Origin of the sequence: Synechococcus sp. J7-Johnson, assembly GCF_024345795.1 — a bacterium.
GTDB lineage: Bacteria > Cyanobacteriota > Cyanobacteriia > PCC-6307 > Cyanobiaceae > Regnicoccus_A.
Genome location: NZ_JAGQBU010000028.1, coordinates 1 through 21384, shown reverse-complemented (window position 1 = coordinate 21384; position 21384 = coordinate 1). Strand labels below are relative to the sequence as shown.

20 protein-coding genes are annotated in these 21384 nt (G+C 66.6%); 13 read left to right on the top strand and 7 right to left on the bottom strand.

Annotated elements, in window-relative coordinates:
- Positions 1-245: 245 nt before the first annotated feature.
- Positions 246-1103 carry a DUF6671 family protein gene (locus KBY93_RS12600; RefSeq protein WP_255094774.1) on the top strand — a complete coding sequence of 286 codons (858 nt, stop codon included), beginning with the start codon at positions 246-248 and terminating at the stop codon, positions 1101-1103.
- Positions 1104-1231: 128 nt separating this feature from the next.
- Here the strand turns inward: KBY93_RS12600 and KBY93_RS12595 are convergent, their stop codons facing one another.
- Both KBY93_RS12595 and KBY93_RS12590 read right to left on the bottom strand, forming a co-directional pair.
- A complete protein-coding gene (locus KBY93_RS12595) occupies positions 1232-1546 on the bottom strand; it encodes a P-II family nitrogen regulator (protein ID WP_255094773.1) in 315 nt (104 codons plus the stop codon).
- A gap of 35 nt (positions 1547-1581) precedes the next feature.
- Positions 1582-2580, bottom strand: coding sequence for a sodium-dependent bicarbonate transport family permease (locus KBY93_RS12590; protein ID WP_255094788.1), 999 nt, complete (start codon positions 2578-2580; stop codon positions 1582-1584).
- Positions 2581-2885: 305 nt separating this feature from the next.
- Here KBY93_RS12590 and KBY93_RS12585 point away from each other — a divergent pair, with 305 nt between their 5' ends.
- The 7 genes from KBY93_RS12585 (at position 2886) to KBY93_RS12550 (ending at position 9978) form a co-directional block, all read left to right on the top strand.
- Entirely contained in the window at positions 2886-4625 is a 1740-nt protein-coding gene (locus tag KBY93_RS12585) for a diflavin flavoprotein (RefSeq protein WP_255094772.1), read from the top strand.
- Positions 4625-6472, top strand: coding sequence for a diflavin flavoprotein (locus KBY93_RS12580; RefSeq protein WP_255094771.1), 1848 nt, complete (start codon positions 4625-4627; stop codon positions 6470-6472). Before KBY93_RS12585 ends, KBY93_RS12580 begins: the two co-directional genes overlap by 1 nt.
- A gap of 73 nt (positions 6473-6545) precedes the next feature.
- Positions 6546-7259, top strand: a complete 714-nt coding sequence (locus KBY93_RS16170) for a rubrerythrin family protein (RefSeq protein WP_315856411.1) — start codon at positions 6546-6548, stop codon at positions 7257-7259.
- Positions 7260-7265: 6 nt separating this feature from the next.
- On the top strand, positions 7266-8330 hold the full coding sequence (locus KBY93_RS12565; protein ID WP_255094770.1) for an alkene reductase: 1065 nt from the start codon (positions 7266-7268) through the stop codon (positions 8328-8330).
- On the top strand, positions 8327-9052 hold the full coding sequence (locus KBY93_RS12560; protein ID WP_255094769.1) for a pirin family protein: 726 nt from the start codon (positions 8327-8329) through the stop codon (positions 9050-9052). Before KBY93_RS12565 ends, KBY93_RS12560 begins: the two co-directional genes overlap by 4 nt.
- Positions 9049-9600: a DUF924 family protein gene (locus tag KBY93_RS12555; RefSeq protein ID WP_255094768.1), complete on the top strand. Its 552-nt coding sequence runs from the start codon at positions 9049-9051 to the stop codon at positions 9598-9600. Before KBY93_RS12560 ends, KBY93_RS12555 begins: the two co-directional genes overlap by 4 nt.
- Positions 9601-9750: 150 nt before the next feature.
- Positions 9751-9978, top strand: coding sequence for a hypothetical protein (locus KBY93_RS12550; RefSeq protein WP_143593664.1), 228 nt, complete (start codon positions 9751-9753; stop codon positions 9976-9978).
- A 40-nt stretch (positions 9979-10018) separates the two neighbouring features.
- Here KBY93_RS12550 and KBY93_RS12545 read toward each other — a convergent pair whose 3' ends face one another.
- The 4 genes from KBY93_RS12545 to KBY93_RS12530 all read right to left on the bottom strand — a co-directional run bounded on the left by KBY93_RS12545 (position 10019) and on the right by KBY93_RS12530 (position 15338).
- Positions 10019-10333 (bottom strand): hypothetical protein, encoded by a 315-nt coding sequence (locus KBY93_RS12545; protein ID WP_399223143.1) that lies wholly within the window; start codon positions 10331-10333, stop codon positions 10019-10021.
- Between the two features lie 140 nt (positions 10334-10473).
- Positions 10474-13413: an aminomethyl-transferring glycine dehydrogenase gene (gene gcvP / locus KBY93_RS12540; protein ID WP_399223152.1), complete on the bottom strand. Its 2940-nt coding sequence runs from the start codon at positions 13411-13413 to the stop codon at positions 10474-10476.
- A gap of 172 nt (positions 13414-13585) precedes the next feature.
- A complete protein-coding gene (gene gcvH, locus KBY93_RS12535; protein ID WP_255094767.1) occupies positions 13586-13975 on the bottom strand; it encodes a glycine cleavage system protein GcvH in 390 nt (129 codons plus the stop codon).
- 52 nt (positions 13976-14027) lie between these two features.
- Entirely contained in the window at positions 14028-15338 is a 1311-nt protein-coding gene (locus KBY93_RS12530; RefSeq protein WP_255094766.1) for a methionine gamma-lyase family protein, read from the bottom strand.
- Positions 15339-15597: 259 nt separating this feature from the next.
- Between KBY93_RS12530 and KBY93_RS12525 the strand changes: the two genes are divergently transcribed.
- Complete coding sequence (locus KBY93_RS12525; RefSeq protein ID WP_369820061.1) at positions 15598-16521, top strand: acyl-CoA desaturase; 924 nt, start codon at positions 15598-15600, stop codon at positions 16519-16521.
- Here the strand turns inward: KBY93_RS12525 and KBY93_RS12520 are convergent.
- Positions 16491-17252 (bottom strand): hypothetical protein, encoded by a 762-nt coding sequence (locus tag KBY93_RS12520; protein WP_255094765.1) that lies wholly within the window; start codon positions 17250-17252, stop codon positions 16491-16493. The genes KBY93_RS12525 and KBY93_RS12520 overlap by 31 nt on opposite strands.
- Before the next feature lie 57 nt (positions 17253-17309).
- On the opposite strand from KBY93_RS12520, the gene KBY93_RS12515 reads away from it, so the two are divergent.
- The 4 genes from KBY93_RS12515 to KBY93_RS12500 all read left to right on the top strand — a co-directional run bounded on the left by KBY93_RS12515 (position 17310) and on the right by KBY93_RS12500 (position 21025).
- Positions 17310-18272, top strand: a complete 963-nt coding sequence (locus KBY93_RS12515) for a fatty acid desaturase (protein WP_255094764.1) — start codon at positions 17310-17312, stop codon at positions 18270-18272.
- 78 nt (positions 18273-18350) lie between these two features.
- Positions 18351-18809: a 50S ribosomal protein L9 gene (gene rplI, locus KBY93_RS12510; protein WP_094556144.1), complete on the top strand. Its 459-nt coding sequence runs from the start codon at positions 18351-18353 to the stop codon at positions 18807-18809.
- Positions 18810-18922: 113 nt separating this feature from the next.
- A complete protein-coding gene (gene dnaB / locus KBY93_RS12505; RefSeq protein WP_255094763.1) occupies positions 18923-20389 on the top strand; it encodes a replicative DNA helicase in 1467 nt (488 codons plus the stop codon).
- Positions 20390-20440: 51 nt separating this feature from the next.
- The gene (locus KBY93_RS12500) at positions 20441-21025 is read left to right on the top strand and encodes a hypothetical protein (protein WP_255094761.1); all 585 of its coding nucleotides are present in this window, start codon (positions 20441-20443) and stop codon (positions 21023-21025) included.
- Positions 21026-21384: the final 359 nt, after the last annotated feature.

The following is a 21384-nucleotide window of genomic DNA, read 5'->3' as shown; positions in this document are numbered from 1 at the left end:
GGGGGCCTCAGGGATGGAGCATGGGGTCACCGTTGCGGCGGTCGAAAGACCTTAAAGGCAAGGAATGGCGCCTGGGCCTTGCCATCCGGAAGGATTGCGTATGTCAGCGATAAGTCCAGGCAATCAATCACGCCAAACCGCAGGCTCCGGGCGCTTCTGACACAAGCTCGCACTCCGGATATGGCGCTGTTACTTAGGTTGGTAGCGCCCAATCCATGGATTCCAGCTGAAATCCGCCGGCCGTGATGGAGTGTTATCTCGGATGCAAGGTCGCCCTGGCCACCATGCATGGCAAGGAGCGGGCCATCGCGCGCCCCTTCCGCTCCCTGCTTGGCCTGGAGTTTGAGCTCCCGAGGGGACTCGACACCGATCAGCTGGGCAGCTTCGACGGGCGGGTGCCGCGCACACTCGGCGCCGAGCAAGCCTGCCTCCATAAGGCCCGGCTTGGCATGGAGACTCTCGGCCTGCCACTGGGCCTGGCCAGTGAAGGCAGCTTCGGCCCCCACCCAGGGATGCCCTTCCTCGCCGCCGGCCTGGAAGTGATGGTGTTCCTGGATCAGGAGCGCGGCCTGGAGATCTGGGAGCGGCTGATCGCCCGGCGCACCAACTTCAATCACCGCTGCGCCGGTGAGCTGGCGGAACTGGAGGGCTGGCTCACGCAGGTGGGCTTCCCCGCCCATGGCCTGATCGTGCGCCCGGAGCACCCCTGCCGTGGCGCCGAAACGCTTCTGTTCAAAGACTTGCCTGATCACCAGCAACTGAACGGAGCGATCGCCGCCGCCGCGGCAGCCTCAAGCAACGGCCGGGCCCAGGTGGAAACCGACATGCGCGCCCACCGCAACCCCACACGTATGGAATCCCTGCGGGTCCTGGCCACCAGGCTGGCGAGCCGGATCGCCTCAGCCTGCCCCTCCTGTGGTGCCCAGGGCTGGGGGCGACTGGACGTGGTGCCTGGTCTGCCTTGCATCTGGTGCGGCATGCCCACGACCCTGACAAAGCGAGAGCGGTTCGGCTGCGTCAGCTGCTCCCACACCGAGGAGCACCCCCGCCCGGATGGACTGACTGAGGCGGATCCACAGCACTGCCCGCTATGCAATCCCTGAACATCACCACCGCGTATGCGGGGCCCGCCGCAGTCAAGACAACCCGAAACGAAAAATCCCGGCCATGCGCAAGCGCACAGCCGGGGACACAAAACAGCACGGACCAGATCAGGTCTGACTAGATCAGATCAGAACTTGTGATCGCGCAGGGCTTCCACCTGGTAGATATACGTGATGATCGAGTAGTCCGAGTAAAACTTGGCCGCTATATCGCTGGTGATCTTGTCGGCCAGCTCGCGGGTGCCGGTGAGCACCTCGATTTTCACATTCGAGAGGGTGTGCGACACGCTTGGCTCTCCAGTGGAGCGCACATTGCGGCTTCCTTCACCACCGGCTGCATTCACGGTGTAGCCGGTTGCACCTGCCGCCTTGATCAGCTTGATGAGTTTTTTGGAGAGAATTTCCTCTCCAACGATCACCAGCTTCCAAACTTGTTGACTCATGGGCTTAGCCTCCAATCGGTTGTGGGTTTAGAATTCTAACGACCGAGCATCATCTCGGCAATCCCAATGAACAGCGGGATGCAGATAGCGATCGCCACTGGCGTGCCGATGGCCGTGGATGCGCCGATGTAGGCTGATGGATTAGCCGAAGGAATGCCAGCGCGAAGCGTTGGCGGGCCCGAGATATCAGAGCTTGACGCGGCGATCACCGCCAACACAACAGCGCCACCGATGCTGAAGCCCGTGATCTTGTGAATGATCAGGCCAACGCCAAAGGCAAGAAAACCATGCACGATGGGTGCAATGAAGGCATAGATGGCAAACCACTGGGCAACCTTGCGCAGCTCATTCATGCGCTGGGCGGCCTCCATCCCCATGATGATCATCAGAACCGCGAGGAAGCCGCGGAACAGAGGATTGAAGAAGCTCTCGTAGACGGGCTCCGGCTTGGTGAGAATGCCAAGGGCCACGCCCAGAAGCAGCGACGTGACGGCCGAGCTCTGCACGCTTTCCTTGATGATCGGCCATACCTCGACCTTCTCGGAAGCGTTGCCGGTCTTCTTGCTGAGGTAAATACTGGCCACCACGATCGCCGTCACCAGCGCCGGGATGTCCATGAAGGGATAGAGGGCCGCCGTCCAGGCCTCATAGGGGATCTTGGCGGAATCCAACTGCGGCAGAACGGCCGCGAGAGTTGAGCCACTGACTGCGCCGAACAGACCACCGGTGGCCACGGCGTCAGGCACGCTGATGCCTGGCAGTTTCCCCAGGGTGTAACGACCGATGTACACGATCGCGATGCCAATCCCCACAGCCGCGAGCGCCGGCAGGAAGATCTCGGTGGGATTGGAATTGCGAATGGCGATACCGCCAGTCAAGCCGATCTTCATCAGCAGGAAGAAGCTGATGAACTTGTAGATCGAATCTGGAATGGCCAGTTCGCTGCCTAATGCAGCAACGATGATGCCGCCGATCAGGAAGCCCAGCGTTGGAGACTGAACCTGCTCAAGAAACAGTGTGATGAAATCGGACAAGTCGAATCCTCTTGTTGTGTTGGCACACCAAATCCAGGAGACCTTAGGAGTCAGCGGGTAATGCTTTGGGCAGGCCTGGACCCGGCCGATATGGTTCTTCACTCGTAGGCCTACGCACTGGGGGGTGAAGCGGTTTTCATCGCCCAGCGCAGCCTCCACCGCCGGCCATGGAGCCCTGAGGCCACGACAGCCGCGCCTATGGCTGCCATCAGATGGCCGAATCGATCCGGCGCCTCCTGGGCAGCTCTGGAGCCAGGGAAATCCCAACGGCGTTTCTAGAGTCGTCGCCTTCGCAGACGCCGTCGATGACTGTCGCCACCGCTGCACCCCCTCGCCTCTCGCTCCAGTGCGCCGCGATCGGGCCCGACACCACCACCATCCGCTCGCTCGACTGGGACCGCAGCCGCTTCGACATCGAGTTCGGCCTGCGCAATGGCACCACCTACAACTCCTTCCTGGTGCGGGGTGAGCGCACCGCCCTGATCGACACCAGCCACCTCAAATTCGAAGCCACCTGGCTGCCGCTGCTCGAGGAGCAGATCGATCCGCTGGCGATCGATCACCTGATCGTGTCCCATACCGAGCCCGACCACAGCGGCCTGATCGGTCACTTGCTGGAGCGCAATCCCGAGATCGAGATCGTGGCCTCCAAGGTGGCGATCCAGTTCCTGGCCGACCAGGTGCACAGGCCCTTCCGCAGCCGGGCCGTGAAAAGTGGCGAAGAGCTCGACCTAGGCGTGAATCCCACCAGCGGGGTGCAGCACCGCTTCGAGTTCCTGAGCGCGCCCAACCTGCACTGGCCCGACACGATCTTCTCCTTCGATCATGGCACCGGCATCCTTTACACCTGCGATGCCTTCGGTCTGCATTACTGCGGCGACGACATCTACGACGTGGATCCCGGCGCCATCGCCCCCGATTTCCGCTTCTATTACGACTGTCTGATGGGCCCCAACGCCCGCAGCGTGCTGCAGGCCCTCAAGCGCATGGATTCCCTGCCACCGATCCGGATGATCGCCACCGGCCACGGGCCTCTCCTGCGCGATCACCTGGGCCTCTGGATCGGCGACTACCGCGACTGGAGCAGCCAGCGCAGTGCCGGCGAGACCTATGCCGCCGTCTGTTACGTGAGCCAGTACGGCTTCTGCGACCGCCTCAGCCAGGCGATCGCCCGCGGCATCGGCAAGGCCGAGGCCCAGGTGCAGCTGGTGGATCTGCGCGCCACTGATGCTCAGGAACTGGCCGCCCTGGTGGGGGACGCCAGCGCCGTGGTGGTGCCCACCTGGCCCGCCAATCCCGACCCGGAGCTGCAGCAATCGATCGGCACCCTGCTGGCCGCCCTCAAACCCAAGCAGTGGGTGGCGGCCTACGACGCCTACGGCGGCAATGACCAGCCGATCGACAGCGTTGCAGCCCAGCTGCGCAGCGTGGGCCAGAAGGAGGCCTTCGAGCCCCTGCGCATCCGCCAGGTGCCTGACGGCAACGACTACCAGCGCTGCGAAGAAGCCGGCACCGACCTGGGCCAGCTGCTCACCCGCGCCCGCACGATCGCGGCGATGAAGTCTCTTGATGGCGACCTCGACAAGGCCCTCGGACGCCTCAGCGGGGGCCTCTACATCGTGACCGCCCGCCAGGGGGAACGCAGCAGCGCCATGGTGGCCAGCTGGGTGAGTCAGGCCAGTTTCGATCCTCCCGGCCTCTCGATCGCCGTGGCCAAGGACCGGGCGATCGAGGCCCTGATGCAGGTGGGCGACCGCTTCGTGCTCAACATCCTGCGGGACGACAACCACCAGGAGCTGCTGCGCCATTTCCTCAGGCGCTTCCCGCCCGGGGCCGATCGTTTCGCTGGGGTCTCCACCCTCGATGGGGTCTCAGCGGGCGGTCCCGTGCTGGGCAATGCCCTGGCCTACCTGGGCTGCCGGGTGGCCCAGCGCATGGAGGGCCCCGACCACTGGATCATCTACGCCGAGGTGGAGGAGGGCACCGTGGCCGACAGTGAAGCCACCACCGCCGTGCACCACCGCAAGGTGGGCAACCACTACTGATGGCCTCCTCCTCTGCCGCCGCACCCACCGCCGCTGCCGCGGGCACCGACCGGCGTGTGATCGTGCTGCCGATCGAGGCCGACCTGCTCTGCCTGAGGGGCCTCAGCCCCAAGCGCCTGCGCTTCGAGGTTGAGTACGGCCTCGAGCGCGGCACCACCGCCAACGCCTTTCTGTTCACGGCCGGCGTCACCAGCGCCGGCCAGCCGGTGCCACCGGTACTGATCCATCCACCTGGGGCCTCGTTCGCGCAACCCTTTCTGGATCAGCTCGCGGAGCTGGTGCCCAGCGAGGCGGCCCTGAAGGTGGTGGTGGGCCACCTCAACCCCAACCGGGTGGCACTGCTGCACCAGCTGGCGTTGCGCTGGCCGGCTCTGATGCTGGTGGCCTCCAACGCCGGTGCCCGGCTTCTGGAGGAACTCTGGAGCCAGCGCCGGCCCGCGGCCGCAAGGGCGGAGCCGGAGCCACCCCTGCCGCCCCTGCCCCCGATCGACGTGGTGAAGCAGGAGGCGAGCCGGGAGCTGGCGGCCGGTTACCACCTCACCCTGATCCCCACACCCACACCCCGTTGGCCCAGTGCCCTGGTGGCTTTTGAGGAAAGCACCGGCCTGCTGATGAGCGGCAAGTTCTTCGCTGCCCACCTCTGCAGCGAGAGCTGGGCCGAGGCCAACCGTGACAGCACCGAGGAGGATCGCCGTTACTTCTACGACTGCCTGATGGCGCCGATGGCGCGCCAGGTGGAAACGGTGGTCGACCGCCTCGATGAGCTGCCTATCCGCACGATCGCGCCGGGCCATGGCCCGGCGATCAGCGAAAGCTGGCGCAGCCTGCTGGCCGATTACCGCCGCTGGGGCGAGAGCCAGGAGAAGGCGCAGCTGTCGGTGGCCCTTCTCTATGCCAGCGCCTACGGCAACACCGCCGCCATCGCCGATGCCCTTGCCCAGGGAGTGGCGCGCACGGGGGTCAGGGTCGAGAGCTTGAACTGTGAATTCGCGCCGCCGGAGCAACTCCTGCAGACCATCCGCGGCTGCGACGCGTTGATGATCGGCTCCCCCACCCTCGGGGGCCATGCCCCCACGCCGATCGTCTCCGCCCTGGGCACCCTGCTGGCAGAGGGCGACCGGGACAAACCGGTGGGCGTGTTCGGCAGCTTCGGCTGGAGTGGGGAAGCGATCGACCTGCTCGAGAGCAAGCTGCGCGACGGCGGCTTCCGCTTCGCCTTCGAGCCGATACGGGTGAAGTTCAGCCCCGATGGCGCCACCCTCAAACGGCTGGAGGAAACCGGCACGGCCCTGGGGCGGGACCTGCAGCAACAGCACAAACGCCAGAAGCGGGTGGCAGGCGGTGGCCTGAGCGAAAGCCGCAGCAACCCGGCCGTGCTGGCCCTCGGGCGGGTGGTGGGTTCCCTCTGCGTCCTCACCACCCGCAAGGGGGAGGGGGAGGAGGCCCTGGCAGGAGCGATGGTGGCCAGCTGGGTCAGCCAGGCCAGCTTCAGTCCGCCGGGTCTGACCGTGGCCGTGGCCAAGGACCGCGCCGTCGAGGCGCTGCTGCATGTGGGCGATGGCTTCGCCCTCAACGTGCTGGCCGCTGGCCGGGAGAGCGGCCCAATGAAGCAGTTCCTGCAACCCTTCCCCCCCGGAGCCGATCGCCTGGCCGGCCTGGAACTGGAGAGCAGCCCGGGGGGGCAACCGGTGCTGCCTGAGGCCCTGGCCTGGCTGGAGGCCCGGGTGAGCCAGCGGATGGAATGCGGGGATCACTGGCTGATCTATGCCGAAGTGAGCCACGGCGCCCTGCTGGATCCTGCGGGCACCACGGCGGTGCACAAGCGGCGCAGCGGAGCCAACTACTGAGTCGGCTAACTCATACTCACTCCGACATAGTGGTATCCTGTGGCAAATCAGGCGCATTCAGCCCTCTTCGCCCATGGATCTCTCCAACCCCGCCACCACTGCCAATCTCGAAGCCGCCTTCGGTGGCGAGAGCATGGCCAACCGCAAATACCTCTTCTTCGCCGATGTGGCCAGAAAGCTCGGCAACCCCGAGCTGGCCAAGCTCTTCCGCGACACCGCCGCCCAGGAAACCGAGCACGCCTTCGCCCACTTCCGCCTGCTCCATCCAGAGCTGGTGGTGGAGGATCCTGCATCCCTCAGCGAGGAGCAGAAGCAGAAGGTGCTCACCCGCTGCCTTGAGCTGGCGATCGAGGGTGAAACTTACGAGTACACCACCATGTATCCGGAATTCGCCGCAGCCGCCCGCGCCGACCATGACGCCAGCGCCGAGAGCGAATTCAATGGGCAGATCGCAGAATCGAAAGACCACGCCGGCCTCTTCCGCAAGGCCGCCAGCAACTTCGGCTTCCTCACCCCGATCGAGAACCACCACGCCGACCGCTACGGCATCGCCCTGAAGGCCCTCTCCGGTGAGGGCAAGGCCGGCGAGGCCAGCGAACCGCTGCCCGGCCTCTGGATCTGCAAGGTCTGCTCGATGATCTACGACCCCGCCATCGGCGATCCCGATTCCGGCATCGCCGCCGGCACCCCCTTCGAGGCAATCCCCGACGACTGGGAGTGCCCGATCTGCGGCGCTCGCAAAGTCAGCTTCGAGCCCTACCGCGAACCCGAACTGCTCGCCGCCTGATCCACCATGACCGCCAGCCTGTTCACGCCTTTGCCGCTCGGCCCCCTGGAGCTGCCCAACCGGGTGTTGATGGCGCCCCTCACCCGCTCGCGGGCCGAGGAGGATCACGTGCCCGGGCCGCTGATGGCCGAGTACTACGCCCAGCGCGCCTCAGCCGGGCTGATCATCGCCGAGGCCACCATGGCGATGGAGGGCCATTCATCGTTCATCCGTGAGCCCGGTATCTATTCCGCCGCCCAGGTGGCCGGCTGGCGGCTGGTTACCGAGGCGGTCCACAACGCAGGTGGACGGATCGTTCTGCAGATCTGGCACGGCGGCCGTGCCTGCCATCCGCTCCTCAACGGCGGCCGCCAGCCGATGGCCCCCAGCCCGATCGCCATCAGCGGCGACGAGATCCACACCCCCGAAGGCAAGAAGCCCTACGTGGTGCCGCGCGAGCTGGCCGACGAGGAACTGCCGGCCATCGTTGAGGGCTTCCGCATTGCCGCCCGCAACGCCATCCTCGCCGGTTTCGACGGTGTGGAAGTGCACGGGGCCAACGGCTACCTGCTCGATGAATTCCTGCGCGATGGCAGTAACCACCGCGCAGGGCCCTACGGCGGACCGATTGAGAACCGGGCACGGCTGCTGCTCGAGGTGATCGATGCGGTGCAAACGGAGGTTGATCTGGTGGGGCTGCGCCTCTCCCCCCTCAACAGCTACAACGCCATGGCCGATTCCGATCCGATCGGCCTCTCCAGCTGGCTGGCCGAGCGGCTGGGCGGCACCGGGCTGGATTTTCTGCATGTGATGCGCGGCGATCTGCTCGGCCAGCAGCAGGGGGATCTGCTCAGCCCGATCCGCGAGCGCTTCAGCGGCACCCTGATCGCCAACATGGGCTACAGCGCCAGCGAGGCCAACGCCGCCATCGCAGCTGGCGCCATCGACGCGGTGGCCTTCGGCACGGCCTTCCTGGCCAACCCCGACCTGCCCGAGCGCCTGCGGCGCAGCGCGGCCCTCAACAGCCCCGATCCCGCCACCTTCTACACACCCGGCCCGGCCGGCTACACCGACTACCCCGCACTGCCATGACCACCCCCACCCCTCGCAGCGCCACCCTGCTGCGGCCGTCTGCCGAGCGCTTCCATGGCCAGCTCGGTTGGCTCGAGAGCCGCCACACCTTCAGCTTCGGCCACCACTACGACCCTGCCTGGATGGGCTACGGCCCCCTGCGGGTGATCAACGAGGACACCATCGCCCCTGGTCGCGGCTTCGGGATGCATCCCCACAGCGACATGGAGATCATCACGGTGATGATCGAGGGGGAACTCACCCACCGCGATTCGATGGGCAACGGCGCCGTGCTGATGGTGGGGGAAGTGCAGCGCATGAGCGCGGGCACCGGAGTGGTCCACAGCGAAATCAACGACTCCAACCGCCCCTGCCGGCTGCTGCAGATCTGGATCGAGCCCAGCAGTCGCGGCATCGAACCGGCCTATGAGCAGAAGACGTTCACCGTCGGCGAAGGCTGGACCCTGCTGATCGATCCCCAGCAGGCGGAGGGCGCCATGGCGATCCACCGGCCGGTGCGGCTGTGGCGGGCCCAGCCCAGCGAAGGTGTCAGCCTTGATCTGCCCATAGCGGCGGGGCGCCAGGCCTGGCTGCAGCTGGTCGATGGCAGGGTGGAGCTGAGCGGCCCTGATGGGCCCCAGCCCCTGAGTGCCGGTGATGGGCTCGGCTTTCTGGCCGGGGGATCAGGGCAGCTCACGGCCACGGCTGCCGGCACCGATCTGCTGCTGTTCGAGCTGGCATGAGCGAGGCCAGCGCCCGCGACTTGCTGCGCTTCTGGTTCGAGGAGACCGGGCCGGGCCAGTGGTTCCGCAAGGATCCCGCCTTCGATCAGCAGGTGCGCGAGCGCTTCGGGGCGCTCAGCGAACGAGCCGTGGCCGGAGAGCTTCAGGAGTGGGCGAACGACCCGAGCTCGGCGCTGGCTCTGGTGCTACTGCTCGATCAGCTGCCGAGACAGCTCTGGCGCGAGCAGCCCGGGGCCTTCGCCGGGGATGCCGAGGCCCTGAAGCTGAGCCTGCGGGCTCTCGCCATGGGCTGGATCGAAGCCGAACCTGAGCGCAGTCGGCGCCAGTTCTGGCTGATGCCGCTGATGCACAGCGAAGACCTCTCCGTCCAGGAGCAGGGGCTGGTGCTGTTCGAGCGCTTCTGCGCTGCCGAAACCACGGCGTTCGCCGCCCGCCACCGCGATGTGATCGCCCGCTTCGGCCGATTCCCCTACCGCAACGAAGCTCTCGGGCGCAGCTCCAGCGCCGAGGAACTGGCCTTTCTGCAGCAACCGGGCTCTCGCTTCTGAGGGCACCTCCAAGCCTGGAAGCAGCCGCTGCCGCCGCCAGGGCAATTGATGACAATTCATGACCGTTCACTCGAAAGGCAGCGGCTGATGCTGCCGCTGATCGGGCGTGCAACTGCAATGGATTTCGATTTAACCATCGCTTATCTGGTCATGGCGACCCACGATCCCTACGCTCCTGTCCTGCGGGTGCTCCCCGATGTGGAACCGAAGCGCTGGATCGTGCGTTACCGCGGCTTTGTGCTGATGCCCCAGGCCGATCTCACCTGGTTGGTGCGACCCGAACGCAGTCCGATGCCGGTGCTGCCATTCCGCACCCCAGCCAGCTCGCTGGCGGATGTCAAGGCCCTGGTCGACTGGCGGCTCACCCGGGCCGCCTGAGCCGAGCCGAGTCCACTCCCACGCAGCTCACGCCGCTCGCTCAGGCCGCCTGAGGTGGCGTGGGGGTGGGGCCGCCGGCGGCCTGGAAGGGAAGCACCAGCGTGGCCCAGCGCTCAGGGCGCACACCACGCTGGAGCTTGGCCTGACGCACCCCGAAGGGGACCCGCAGCACGTTGGTGCCCTCCTCGCGGAAGATTTCTCCCCGGTCGTGGGAACTGGACAGGGTGGTGGGCACTGGCGGCAATGATGGACCCTGCCGAGACGGCAATCCCGATTGACCGGCCGCCAGGGCGTCGGCCATCACCAGGCGACGAATGGCAGCAGGGCCAGAAGTGTCGTCGTTGTTGCCGTTCATGTGTGGGCCTGCGAAGCGATTGGGCAGATCGGAAGGAGCAGCGTTACCGGAACTTCCGGGCGCATTACTTACTGATCGACGGGAAGAAACAACCCCTGGATTCGAAAGAAAATCTAAGGATTATCTAACTTGGCCGAATCTTAACGCCCCTGACCAGCCAGGACTGGCGCCGTGGTTACTGGTGCTGTGGTTCCCTCATCAGCCAAGGCCTGGAGCGGCAGGGCAGCAGCCAGCTCCTCAACCGATGGGCAGGTGCAGACAAGGTTACGGTCGCCGTAGGCGTTGTCGATGCGGGCCACCGCCGGCCAGAACTTGTTGTCCCGCTGAGTGTCTCCGGCGGGGAAGGCGGCCTGCTGGCGGCTGTAGGGACGGTCCCAGTCATCAGCCGTGACGGCGCCCAGAGTATGGGGCGCACGCTTGAGCGGGTTGTCGAGCGGATCCACCTGACCGGCCTCGATCGCCGCGGCCTCGCAGCGGATCGCGATCAGCGCCTCACAGAACCGATCGATCTCTTCGAGTGATTCGCTCTCCGTGGGCTCAACCATCACGGTGCCGGCCACGGGCCAGCTCACGGTTGGGGCGTGGAAGCCGTAGTCCATCAGCCGCTTGGCCAGATCATCCACCTCAACCCCTGCGCTGCGCTTGAGCGGACGCAGATCGAGGATGCACTCATGGGCCACTCGCCCGCCCGGTCCGCGGAAGAGGACGGGGTAGTGGGGTTGCAGGCGCTCGGCGATCACATTGGCCGCCAGCAGGGCCACAGCGCTTGCCTGGCGCAGGCCGAAGCCACCCATCATGCGGATGTACATCCAGCTGATCGGCAGGATGCCGGCGCTGCCCCAGCGGGCAGCCGCCACCGCGCCGATGCCCCGGGCCTGGCCCGGGAGGAAGGGGACAAGGTGGGCGGCCACCCCGATCGGCCCCACCCCGGGACCGCCGCCGCCGTGGGGGATGCAGAAAGTCTTGTGAAGGTTGAGGTGGCAGACATCGGCGCCGTAGAGGCCTGGCTTGGCCAGACCCACCTGGGCGTTGAGGTTGGCCCCGTCGAGGTAAACCTGACCGCCATGGCGATGGATCACGTCGCAGAGGCGGCGGATGCCGGGCTCGAACACTCCATGGGTGGAGGGGTAGGTGACCATCACCGCCGCCAGGGAGGCGGCGTGGGTCTCGGCCTTGGCCTCCAGATCCTCCAGGTCGATGTTGCCCTGAGCATCACAGGACACGGGCACCACCCGCAGGCCCGCCATCACCGCGCTGGCCGGGTTGGTGCCATGGGCGCTGGTGGGGATCAGGCAGATGTCGCGATGATCTTCACCGCGACTGCGATGCCAGGCGCGGATCACCAGCAGACCCGCATACTCCCCCTGGGAGCCGGCGTTGGGCTGCAACGACACCCCCGCAAAGCCCGTGATCGTGCCCAGCCAGCTCTCCAGATCCGCGATCAGCCGGGCATAGCCCCGGGCCTGGGCAGGGGGCACCAGCGGATGCAGGTCGGCGAACTCGCTCCAGCTGACAGGCGCCAGCTCGGCAGCGGCGTTGAGCTTCATCGTGCAGCTCCCCAGCGGGATCATCCCGTGCACCAGGGAGAGGTCGCGGGAGGCCAGGCGCTGGATGTAGCGCAGCAGCTCGGATTCGCTGCGGTAACGCTGGAACACCTCCTGACGGAGCCAGGGGCCCTGGCGCAGAGGCAGCCCCGCCAGCAGCTCCTGATCAGCCGGCAGCTCCGCCAGCAAGGCCTCGGCTGAGGGGATCGCGGCGGCAGCGCCCTCCCCCTGGCTGGAGCCAGCGGCGAACAGCCCAAGCAGCTGGTCGAGCTCGGCGGCATCGCTACGCTCATCCAGGCTGAGCGCCACCCCCTCCAGCGAACCGCCCTGGGACACGAGCGGTCTGAGGTTGAAGCCGGCAGCCTCCGCCCGCTCCAGCTGCGCGGCGGCATCGGCTGTGACCACGCTGATGGTGCCGAAGGCGGGGCCGGCGTCGAGCTGAAAGCCGAGGCGCACGAGCCCCAGGGCCAGGGCGGCGCGCAGGCGCAGCACCCGGCTGGCGATGGACGTCAGTCCCTCGGGGCCATGGTGCACGGCGTAGAAGCCCGCCATCACTGCCAGCAGCACCTGGGCGGTGCAGATGTTGCTGGTGGCCTTGTCGCGGCGGATGTGCTGCTCGCGGGTCTGCAGAGCCAGGCGCAGTGCTGGCCAGCCCTCCGCATCGAGCGAGCGCCCCACCAGGCGGCCGGGGATCTGGCGCTTGTGGGCCTCGCTGGTGGCAAAGAAGGCGGCATGGGGCCCGCCATAACCCAGGGGCACCCCGAACCGCTGGCTGCTGCCGATGGCGATGTCGGCACCGAGAGCACCCACGGGTGCCAGCAGCACCTGGGCCAGGGGATCGATCGCCACAGTCACCATAGCTCCGGCCCGGTGGGCCGCCTCGATCACGGTGGTTGGATCGAAGAGCTGGCCACGACTGCCGGGCAGTTGCAGCAACACTCCGAAGACATCGTCAGCGACGGGCTGCTCACCGCCAGCTGCCGTGACCGCACCGACTCTGGCGGGATCGAAGGTCTCGATCAGGATTCCCAGGGGCTCGGCCCTGGTGCGCAGCACCTCCAGGGTCTGGGGGAACACCTGCTCATCCACCAGGAAGCGGCGCGCCTGACTCCTGCGGCAGGCACCGGCACTGAGCGCCATCGCCTCGGCCGCGGCTGTGGCCTCATCCAGCAGCGAGGCGTTGGCGATCGGCAGTGCCGTGAGCTCGCTGATCAGGGTCTGGAAATTGAGCAGGGCCTCCAGCCGCCCCTGGGCGATCTCCGCCTGGTAAGGGGTATAGGCGGTGTACCAGCAGGGGTTCTCCAGCACGTGGCGCTGGATCAGGGCCGGTATGGCGGTTCCGTAATACCCCAGGCCGATCAGGCTGCGGCGCACTTTGTTGAGGGAGGCGATCCGGCGCAGTTCCGTGAGGGCCTCGGCTTCCCCCACGCCTGTGGGCAGACCCTGCTCGGCGGCTGCGGCTGGGATCAGGATGTCGCCGGGAACCACCTCGGCCACGAAGCTCTCAAGATCGGCGCAGCCCAGGCGCTCGAGCATCCGGGCCTGCTCAGCGGTGGATGGGCCCAGATGGCGTTGCAGAAAGGGGGAGACATCCCTGGGGGCGCCGGCCAAGCTGCTGTCAGTGCTGTCGCTGCTGCTCTCGACGCTCACGCCACCCGAACCGGCTTAGCGACTGGATCCTAGGGACTTCGGCCCGGCTGGCTGACGCTCAGGAGGCCTCCAGCTTGGCGCGGTAGCTGGCGGGCTCCAGCAGGTCGTCGAGCTGGGAGGGATCGCTGGGGCGGAGCAGCAGCAACCACCCTTCGCCGTAGGGATCGTTCTGCAGTTCTTCAGGGCTGGAGAGCACCGCCTCGTTGCGCCGCTCCACGGTGCCGCTGATCGGGGCGTAGATCTCCTCGACGGCCTTGACAGACTCCACCGTGCCGAAGCAACTGCCTCGCTCCAGCTGGCTGCCGATTTCGGGCAGCTCCAAAAACACGATGTCGCCGAGCTGATCGACAGCGAAGGCACTCACCCCCACCCTCACCAGCTCCCCCTCAGGGCGCACGTATTCATGGCTGTCGGCGAAGCGGCAGTCGTCGGGGACCTGGAGGGCCATCGCGGACCGAAAAACGGTTTGAACCAGTGTGGCTCCCGGTGGACCGGCTTGCTCAGCCAATCCCACCTGGGCCGCCACCTGGCACGGAGCCGGGAGGGGAGCCGGGGCCCAGCGCCGCCAGGGCCTTCTCCAGCGCCAGGGCCACGTGACCGCGGTGGGTGCCCCCCTGGCTGAAAAGCACGTAGGGCTCGCGCAGGGGGCCATCGGCGGAGAACTCACTGGTGCTGCCATCGATGAAGCTGCCGCCGGCCATCACCAGCTCGCTGGCATAGCCGGGCATCGGCGCAGGCACAGGATCGAGATAGCTCCCCACCGGCGAGCACGACTGGAAGGCCCGACACACCCGGATCAGGGGCTCGGGGGCACCGAAGCGCACCGCCTGGATCACATCACTGCGGTGTTCCCCCACCCGGGGCTGGACGGCATAGCCCAGATCGCTGAACACCGCGGCGGTGAGTTCGGCGCCGATCAACGCCTCAGACACCATCTGGGGCGCCAGGAACAACCCCTGGAAAAGCAGGCGATAGAGATCGAAACCGGTGCCGCCCTCGCCGCCGATGCCCGGTGCCGTGAGCCGGCAGCAGGCCTGCTCCACCAGATCGGCTCGGCCGGCCACGTAACCACCGGTGGGGGCGATGGTGCCACCGGGATTCTTGATCAGCGAGCCAGCGATCAGGTCGGCTCCCACCGCCGGGGGCTCGAGGGGCTCGACGAATTCGCCGTAGCAGTTGTCGACGAAGCGGATACAGCCTGGCTGGAGTGCCGCCACCCGCTCGCAGAGCCCAGCGATCGCCTCCAGGCTCAGGGAGGGCCGCCAGCTGTAGCCGCAACTGCGTTGGATCAGCACCATGCGAGTGGGCGGCGCCAGGGCCGCAGCCAGGCCGTCTGCATCCACGGCACCGGCGGCCGTGAGGGGCAGCTCGTCGTAGTGGATGCCGAACTCGGCCAGGGAGCCCTGGCCGCTGCCGCGCAGGCCGATCACTTCCTCGAGGGTGTCGTAGGGGCGGCCCGTGAGGGAAAGCAGGCGATCTCCGGGGCGCAGCACCCCGAACAGGGCCGCGGCGATGGCATGGGTGCCGCTCACGAACTGCAGGCGCACGGCGGCGGCCTCGGCCCCGAGCACCCGCGCAAAGACCCGATCGAGCACCTCGCGACCCAGATCGCCGTGGCCGTAGCCGCTGACGGAGGCGAAGTGATGGGTGCCGAGCCGCTCAGCCGCGAAGGCAGCCAGCACACGCTCCAGGGCCGGCTGAACGGCAGCGGTGCGCGCCGCTGCCAGGGGCGCGATCCGCTCAGCGGCGGCTGCCACCCGCTGCCGGGCCCAGCCGGCATGGGCACCAGCGCTCGTTGCCGTTGTCGCCATGGCCTGAAACCGGCTCGCATTGCCATGCTGCCTTGGGGCTTCCCCCACGCCGCTAGATTTCTGACCGATGCATCGGCTACATATCAGCCGACATCCCAGGTCAAGGTCGCACCTCAGCCTGATGGGTTCCCTGCAACGGGACAGCCCGCCGCAGGGGAGATGACGGACTCGAGCCTGCGCCACCATCGCGAGTGTTCATTTGGTTGCCGCTTCAGATCCAGCATCCGCTTTGCCCCAGGTCGGGCCTGCGGGCCAGGCCCTGCGGGGCCACGCCGCCGAACATCAGGACGCCGCCATCCGCGCTTCGGTGAGCGGCCGTCGTCAGCCCCTGCCGCCCAGCCAGCGCAAGTACAAGTTCGGCACCACCAGCTTCATGCTGGCGATTCACGTGGGTGCCGTTTTCGCACTACTGCCCCGCTTCTGGAGCTGGCAGGCCGTGGTGGTGCTGGCAGCCCTCTACTGGACCACGGTTCTGGGAGTGACGCTGGGGCTGCACCGCCTGCTGGCCCACCGCAGCTTCGTGGCGCCGAAATGGCTCGAGCGCACTCTGGTGCTGATGGGCAGTCTGGCCTGCCAGAGCGGACCGATCGAGTGGGTGGGGCTGCACCGCCATCACCACAAATATTCCGACCAGCCAAACGACCACCACGACGCCGGCCGTGGCCTGTGGTGGAGCCACAGCGATTGGATGCTTCACGACATTCCTGCCGTGCGCCAGATGTCTCGTTTCACCGGCGATCTGCAGCGCGATCCCTTCTACCGCTGGCTCGATCGCTGGTTCCTGCTGTTGCAGGTGCCCCTCGGAGCTGCCCTCTGGTGGTATGGCGAGCGGGCCGGAGTTCCTGGTGGCGGGCTGGGGCTGGTGCTCTGGGGCATTCCCCTGCGCCTGGCGATCGTTTATCACGTCACCTGGCTGGTGAACAGTGCCACCCACGCTTTCGGCTATCGCAACTTCGACAGTCCTGATCTTTCGCGTAACTGCTGGTGGGTGGCGATTCTCTCCTTCGGAGAGGGCTGGCACAACAACCACCATGCCCATCCAGCCAGTGCACGCCACGGTCTGCGCTGGTTCGAATTCGACATGACCTGGCAGCACATCAAGGTGCTGCGCGCCCTGGGGCTGGCCAAACGAATCCGGGTGGCCCATCTTGGTCAGCCACTGCCCTCTGCCACCAGCTCCTGACGAATGGCTGCTGCCAGATCCTCAAGGCCAGCCTCCTGCTGCAGGCGGGCTTTCTGGCGCAGGACCTCCAGGAAGCGGTCGGCGCTGATCTCCTGCTCGGCCGCCACCCCCAGCCCCTCCAGGGTTCGGTGCAGATCCATCAGCTCGGCATCGAGCTCGCTGGCGCTGTAATCGCGCTGGCCGCTCATCACCGCCGCGAAGCGCTCCCGGCGCTGGGCCTTGGCCACTGGATAGGCCGCCAGCACCTGGTCGCGGCAGAGCCGCCAGGGCCGCCCGGCGCAGAGCAGGTCCGCCAGAGCGAAGCTGAGGCCAGCGGCCTCCTCCTCGGCAATGCGCAGATCGAAGGCGCGCGGTGGAGGAACCAGGCCCACAAAAATCTCCAGCAGATCGCCGGGCCCCAGCGGCACCCCTTTGTCGCTGAGCAGGGGCCGCCCCCCCTGGCCCAGGGCCTCGATCAGATCGGGATGGCCGGCCAGGGGGCCAGCCTGGACCCCGCCGGGGGCGGCCATCCATTGATTGATGCGCCCAAGGGCCAGGAACACCTCAGGGCCAGGGGAGGCGAGCTTGCGGTTGCGCAGCATCGAGACCTGGGAGTTGTGGATCCGGCCCAGATCCAGCACCTCGGCCAGGCCGGGCAGCACCCGGTGGGACCAGCCGTTGCGCTCATGCCAGGCCCTAATCAGATACGAAAAAGCTTCGCGTCCTGATTCGATTTCTGCCTGATATCCCACCTGATCTGGATTCGTACTGCTACCATTCTAAGGAACGATCAGGAGTCGCCCCAACGCATGACGGTCACCCCCCAACCCGCCACCCGCCCACCTGGTGTGGCCCGACTGGCACCGGCTACCTACGCCCTGAAGCAGGCCCGCGCCCTGCACCGGCCCCGGCCCGGCCAACCAGCTCCTGAGGCGCCCAAGGGCACCCGCTGGGCCACGATAGGCTTCATGGCCGTGGTCCACGTGCTGGCACTGGTGGCCCTGCTGCCCCAGTTCTGGAGCCTGCCGGCCGCGATCAGCATGCTGGTGCTCTATTGGGTCACCGGCTGTCTGGGGGTCACCCTTGGGTACCACCGTCTGCTGGCCCACCGGGCCCTGCGGGTGCCCCAGTGGCTGGAGCGCTTCTTCGCCACCTGCGGCGCCCTCAGCTGCCAGCACGGTCCGATCGACTGGGCCGGCCTGCACCGCCACCACCACAAGTTCTCCGACACCGACGCCGATCACCACAACAGCCACAGGGGCTTCTGGTGGAGCCACATGGGCTGGATGTTCGAAGAGATTCCAGCGATGGCCGCCGTGCCCCGCCTCACCGGCGATCTGCAGCGCGATCCTTACTACCGCTGGCTGAACACCAACTTCCTGCTGCTGCAGATCCCGGTGGGCCTGCTGCTGTTCTGGATCGGCACGGCCACCGGCGCCGGCGGCTGGGCCCTGGTGCTGTGGGGCATCCCGCTGCGCCTGGTGGTGCTGTACCACTGCACCTGGCTGGTGAACTCCGCCACCCATTGCTGGGGCAGCGTGTACCATCAGAGCGGCGACGAGTCGCGCAACAACCCCTGGGTGGCGGCGCTCACCTTCGGTGAGGGCTGGCACAACAACCACCATGCCTTCCCCCATTCAGCCCGCCACGGCTTCGGTGCCCGCCAGTTCGACCTCACCTGGCAACACATCCGCCTGCTGCGAGCCCTGGGCCTGGCCACCCAGGTGCGTCTGCCCGCGGCCGCTGCCAGGCCATCGCAAGCTGTGATCTAGGATCGCTGATCGCCTCAGGATGCAGGCCGTCACGCCGACGGCTCCTGCCCGATCCCTCGTTCCCGCCGTTCTGTTTCCATGGCCAAGCGCGTCTCCGTCGTCCTCAGCGAGGACGTTTACAGCCTCGGGAAACAGGGTGACCTGGTGGAGGTGGCTCCCGGTTACGCCCGTAACTTCCTGCTGCCCCAAAGCAAGGCCGTTGCTGTCACGCCCGCCGTGCTGCGCCAGGTGGAGCACCGCCGCGCCAAGGAGGCCGAGCGCCAGGCAGCCCTGAAGCAGGAGGCTGAAGCCTTCCGCACGGCCTTGACCACCATCGGCCGCTTCACCGTCAAAAAACAGACCGGCGGCGACGACGTGCTCTTCGGAACCGTGACCAACGGCGATGTGGCCGAAGCGATCGAAGCAGCCACCAAAAAGGAACTCGACCGCCGCGACATCGCGGTACCCGAAATCCACCGCACCGGCTCCTACAAGGTGCAGGTCAAGCTCCATCCCGAGGTAACCGCCGAGATCAATCTGGAAGTGGTCAGCCACTGACAACGTTCCGGCTTGCAGCTTCAGACCTGTAGACGCCGGTCCTTGTTGGGCCGGCGTTTTTTTGGGCACCCGCACACACCGCCGCTCCACCAGCCTGGACCTAGCCTCAGCCCATGGTGAGTGTTCCCCTGCCGGCCCCTGATGGCAGTCCCGAGTGGGGGCCGGCTGGCGAGCGCAGCGACCAGGCAGCTGCCGCCGCCGCTCTGACATCAGCCTTTCGCCGCCGCGGCCGGGACCAGGACGAGGCCCGCTTCGAGGCCCTGCCGGATCAGGTGCCGCCCCAGAACCTGGAGGCGGAGGAGGCCGTGCTGGGCGGCATCCTGCTCGACCCCGACGCCCTCGGCCGCATCGCCGACGTGCTGCGGCCCGAAGCCTTCTACCTGAGCGCCCACCGGGAGATCTACCGCACCGCCCTGATGCTGCACAGCCAGGGCAAACCGACCGATCTCACCGCCATGGCCGCCTGGCTGGCCGACACCGGTCAGCTGGAGAAGGTGGGCGGCAGCAACAGGCTGGTGGAGCTGGTGGAGCGCACCCTCAGTACCGCCTCGATCGACCAGGTGGCCCGCCTGGTGATGGACAAATACCTCCGCCGGCAGCTGATCCGCTCAGGCAACGAGGTGATCAAGCTCGGCTTCGATCAGGCCAAGCCGATGGAGCAGGTGCTCGATGAGGCCGAGCAGCAGATCTTCGCCATCAGCCAGGAGAAGCCCTCCGTAGGACTCACCCCCACCGCCGAGATCCTCACCAGCACCTTCAACGAGATCGAGAGCCGGTCCCTCGGCACCTCGGTGGCGGGCATCCCGGTGAACTTCTACGACCTCGATGCCATCACCCAGGGCCTGCAGCGCAGCGATCTGATCATCGTGGCGGGCCGGCCGGCGATGGGCAAAACCTCGATCGTGCTCAACATCGCCAAGAACGTGGCCCAGATCCACCAGCTGCCGGTGTGTGTGTTCTCCCTGGAGATGAGCAAGGAGCAGCTCACCTACCGGCTGCTGTCGATGGAGGTGGGCATCGAGAGCGGCCGGCTGCGTACCGGACGGCTGCAGCAGGAGGAATGGCCCCTGCTGGGCCAGGGCATCAACACCCTTGGCCAGCTGCCGCTGTTCATCGACGACAAGCCCAATGCCGGTGTGCTGGAGATGCGCTCCCTCTGCCGCCGGCTGATGGCCGAGCAGGGAAAGGAACTTGGTCTGATCGTGATCGACTACCTGCAGTTGATGGAGGGATCCACCCCCGACAACCGGGTGCAGGAACTCTCACGCATCACCCGGGGCCTCAAGGGCATGGCCCGGGAGCTGCACGTGCCGGTGATTGCCCTTTCCCAGCTCAGCCGCGGCGTGGAGAGCCGCACCAACAAGCGGCCGATGCTCAGCGATCTGCGCGAGTCGGGCTCGATCGAGCAGGACGCCGATCTGGTGCTGATGATCTACCGGGATGAGTACTACAACCCGGAAACGGCCGATCGCGGCATCACCGAAGTGATCGTCACCAAGCACCGCAACGGCCCTGTGGGCACCGTGAAGCTGCTGTTCGAGCCCCAGTTCACCCGCTTCCGCAACCTGGCGGCGCCCTGACCCTCACTCGCCCCAAGCCCCATCAACATGGGGGCAACGCCCCACCATCCGATGAGCGAGCCCCCAACCAGCCAGTCCAGCCCCCAAAGCGAAGGGGGAATGGGCTCTAACGGTCCTTCGCCGGCCTCGATGAGCTGGTTGCTGGCTCTGCGCTGGCCCGTCGCCCTGGTGGCCGCGGTGGCGATCGGGGCCACAACCCTGGGCAGGATCCTGCAGGAGCCGATCAAGATCGAACTGGTGATGAAGAGCCCGTTGCCGGTGTCAGGTCAGGTGGATCTGGGCTCGATTCAGTCGCCGTTGGTGCTCGAGGAGATCAAGACACCGATCCGGACCGCTCCGATCAAAACCATTCCGATCACAGCGAAGGTGACGATGGCGGAAGCGATCGCTGTGGCATCTCCTCTGGCCGTGAACGTGCCGGAGCTGAGCCGAGGCATCGGCGTTGCCGTCAAGGGTCCCGTCGAAGCCACAGTCAGCACCCCGGTCAAAGCAGAGGTAAGTGGCACGGTGAACGCCCAGGTGGCTGGTGATGTGGGGGCGACCGTGCGTGGAGACGTGGGAACCACCGTGCAGGGGAAAGTGGATGCCAACGTGATCAATCAGCTGGACCACCGGCGCATCCGCATCGGCTTCTGAGCAGGAGCTGGCCGCCACCGGGGATCAGCCGACCGAACGAAGACTGGGGGACGACCCGTTATGGACGAATGAGTTGAATTCACTCTATCCAGGCAAGTCAGCCAGCCTCGTGAGAATGGCTCAGAACACTATTCAGGCAGGCAATGACCGAAGCCCAGGGGCAACGTTTCATGTCGATTCCATATCGATTCAAGTGTGGTCAGTAACTTGATAAAACGATAATTCTAATCTCAGGAACATCTGAAAAACCGGCTAAAATCAATCCAGATCCAAGACTGAGACTGGAACGGATGGCCGCCCCCCTCCAGCTGGGCTTTACGGACTACGAGCAGATCTGCGCCAAAAAGAGGACGCGACGC

Bases quoted from the DNA above. Each gene is read 5' to 3' on its own strand.
- KBY93_RS12600 (WP_255094774.1), top strand. From the start codon at position 246: ATGGAGTGTTATCTCGGATGCAAGGTCGCCCTGGCCACCATGCATGGC.
- KBY93_RS12595 (WP_255094773.1), bottom strand. From the start codon at position 1,546: ATGAGTCAACAAGTTTGGAAGCTGGTGATCGTTGGAGAGGAAATTCTC.
- KBY93_RS12585 (WP_255094772.1), top strand. From the start codon at position 2,886: ATGACTGTCGCCACCGCTGCACCCCCTCGCCTCTCGCTCCAGTGCGCC.
- KBY93_RS12580 (WP_255094771.1), top strand. From the start codon at position 4,625: ATGGCCTCCTCCTCTGCCGCCGCACCCACCGCCGCTGCCGCGGGCACC.
- KBY93_RS16170 (WP_315856411.1), top strand. From the start codon at position 6,546: ATGGATCTCTCCAACCCCGCCACCACTGCCAATCTCGAAGCCGCCTTC.
- KBY93_RS12565 (WP_255094770.1), top strand. From the start codon at position 7,266: ATGACCGCCAGCCTGTTCACGCCTTTGCCGCTCGGCCCCCTGGAGCTG.
- KBY93_RS12560 (WP_255094769.1), top strand. From the start codon at position 8,327: ATGACCACCCCCACCCCTCGCAGCGCCACCCTGCTGCGGCCGTCTGCC.
- KBY93_RS12555 (WP_255094768.1), top strand. From the start codon at position 9,049: ATGAGCGAGGCCAGCGCCCGCGACTTGCTGCGCTTCTGGTTCGAGGAG.
- KBY93_RS12550 (WP_143593664.1), top strand. From the start codon at position 9,751: ATGGCGACCCACGATCCCTACGCTCCTGTCCTGCGGGTGCTCCCCGAT.
- KBY93_RS12545 (WP_399223143.1), bottom strand. From the start codon at position 10,333: ATGAACGGCAACAACGACGACACTTCTGGCCCTGCTGCCATTCGTCGC.
- gcvP (WP_399223152.1), bottom strand. From the start codon at position 13,413: ATGCTCGAGCGCCTGGGCTGCGCCGATCTTGAGAGCTTCGTGGCCGAG.
- gcvH (WP_255094767.1), bottom strand. From the start codon at position 13,975: ATGGCCCTCCAGGTCCCCGACGACTGCCGCTTCGCCGACAGCCATGAA.
- KBY93_RS12530 (WP_255094766.1), bottom strand. From the start codon at position 15,338: ATGGCGACAACGGCAACGAGCGCTGGTGCCCATGCCGGCTGGGCCCGG.
- KBY93_RS12515 (WP_255094764.1), top strand. From the start codon at position 17,310: ATGACGGTCACCCCCCAACCCGCCACCCGCCCACCTGGTGTGGCCCGA.
- rplI (WP_094556144.1), top strand. From the start codon at position 18,351: ATGGCCAAGCGCGTCTCCGTCGTCCTCAGCGAGGACGTTTACAGCCTC.
- dnaB (WP_255094763.1), top strand. From the start codon at position 18,923: ATGGTGAGTGTTCCCCTGCCGGCCCCTGATGGCAGTCCCGAGTGGGGG.
- KBY93_RS12500 (WP_255094761.1), top strand. From the start codon at position 20,441: ATGAGCGAGCCCCCAACCAGCCAGTCCAGCCCCCAAAGCGAAGGGGGA.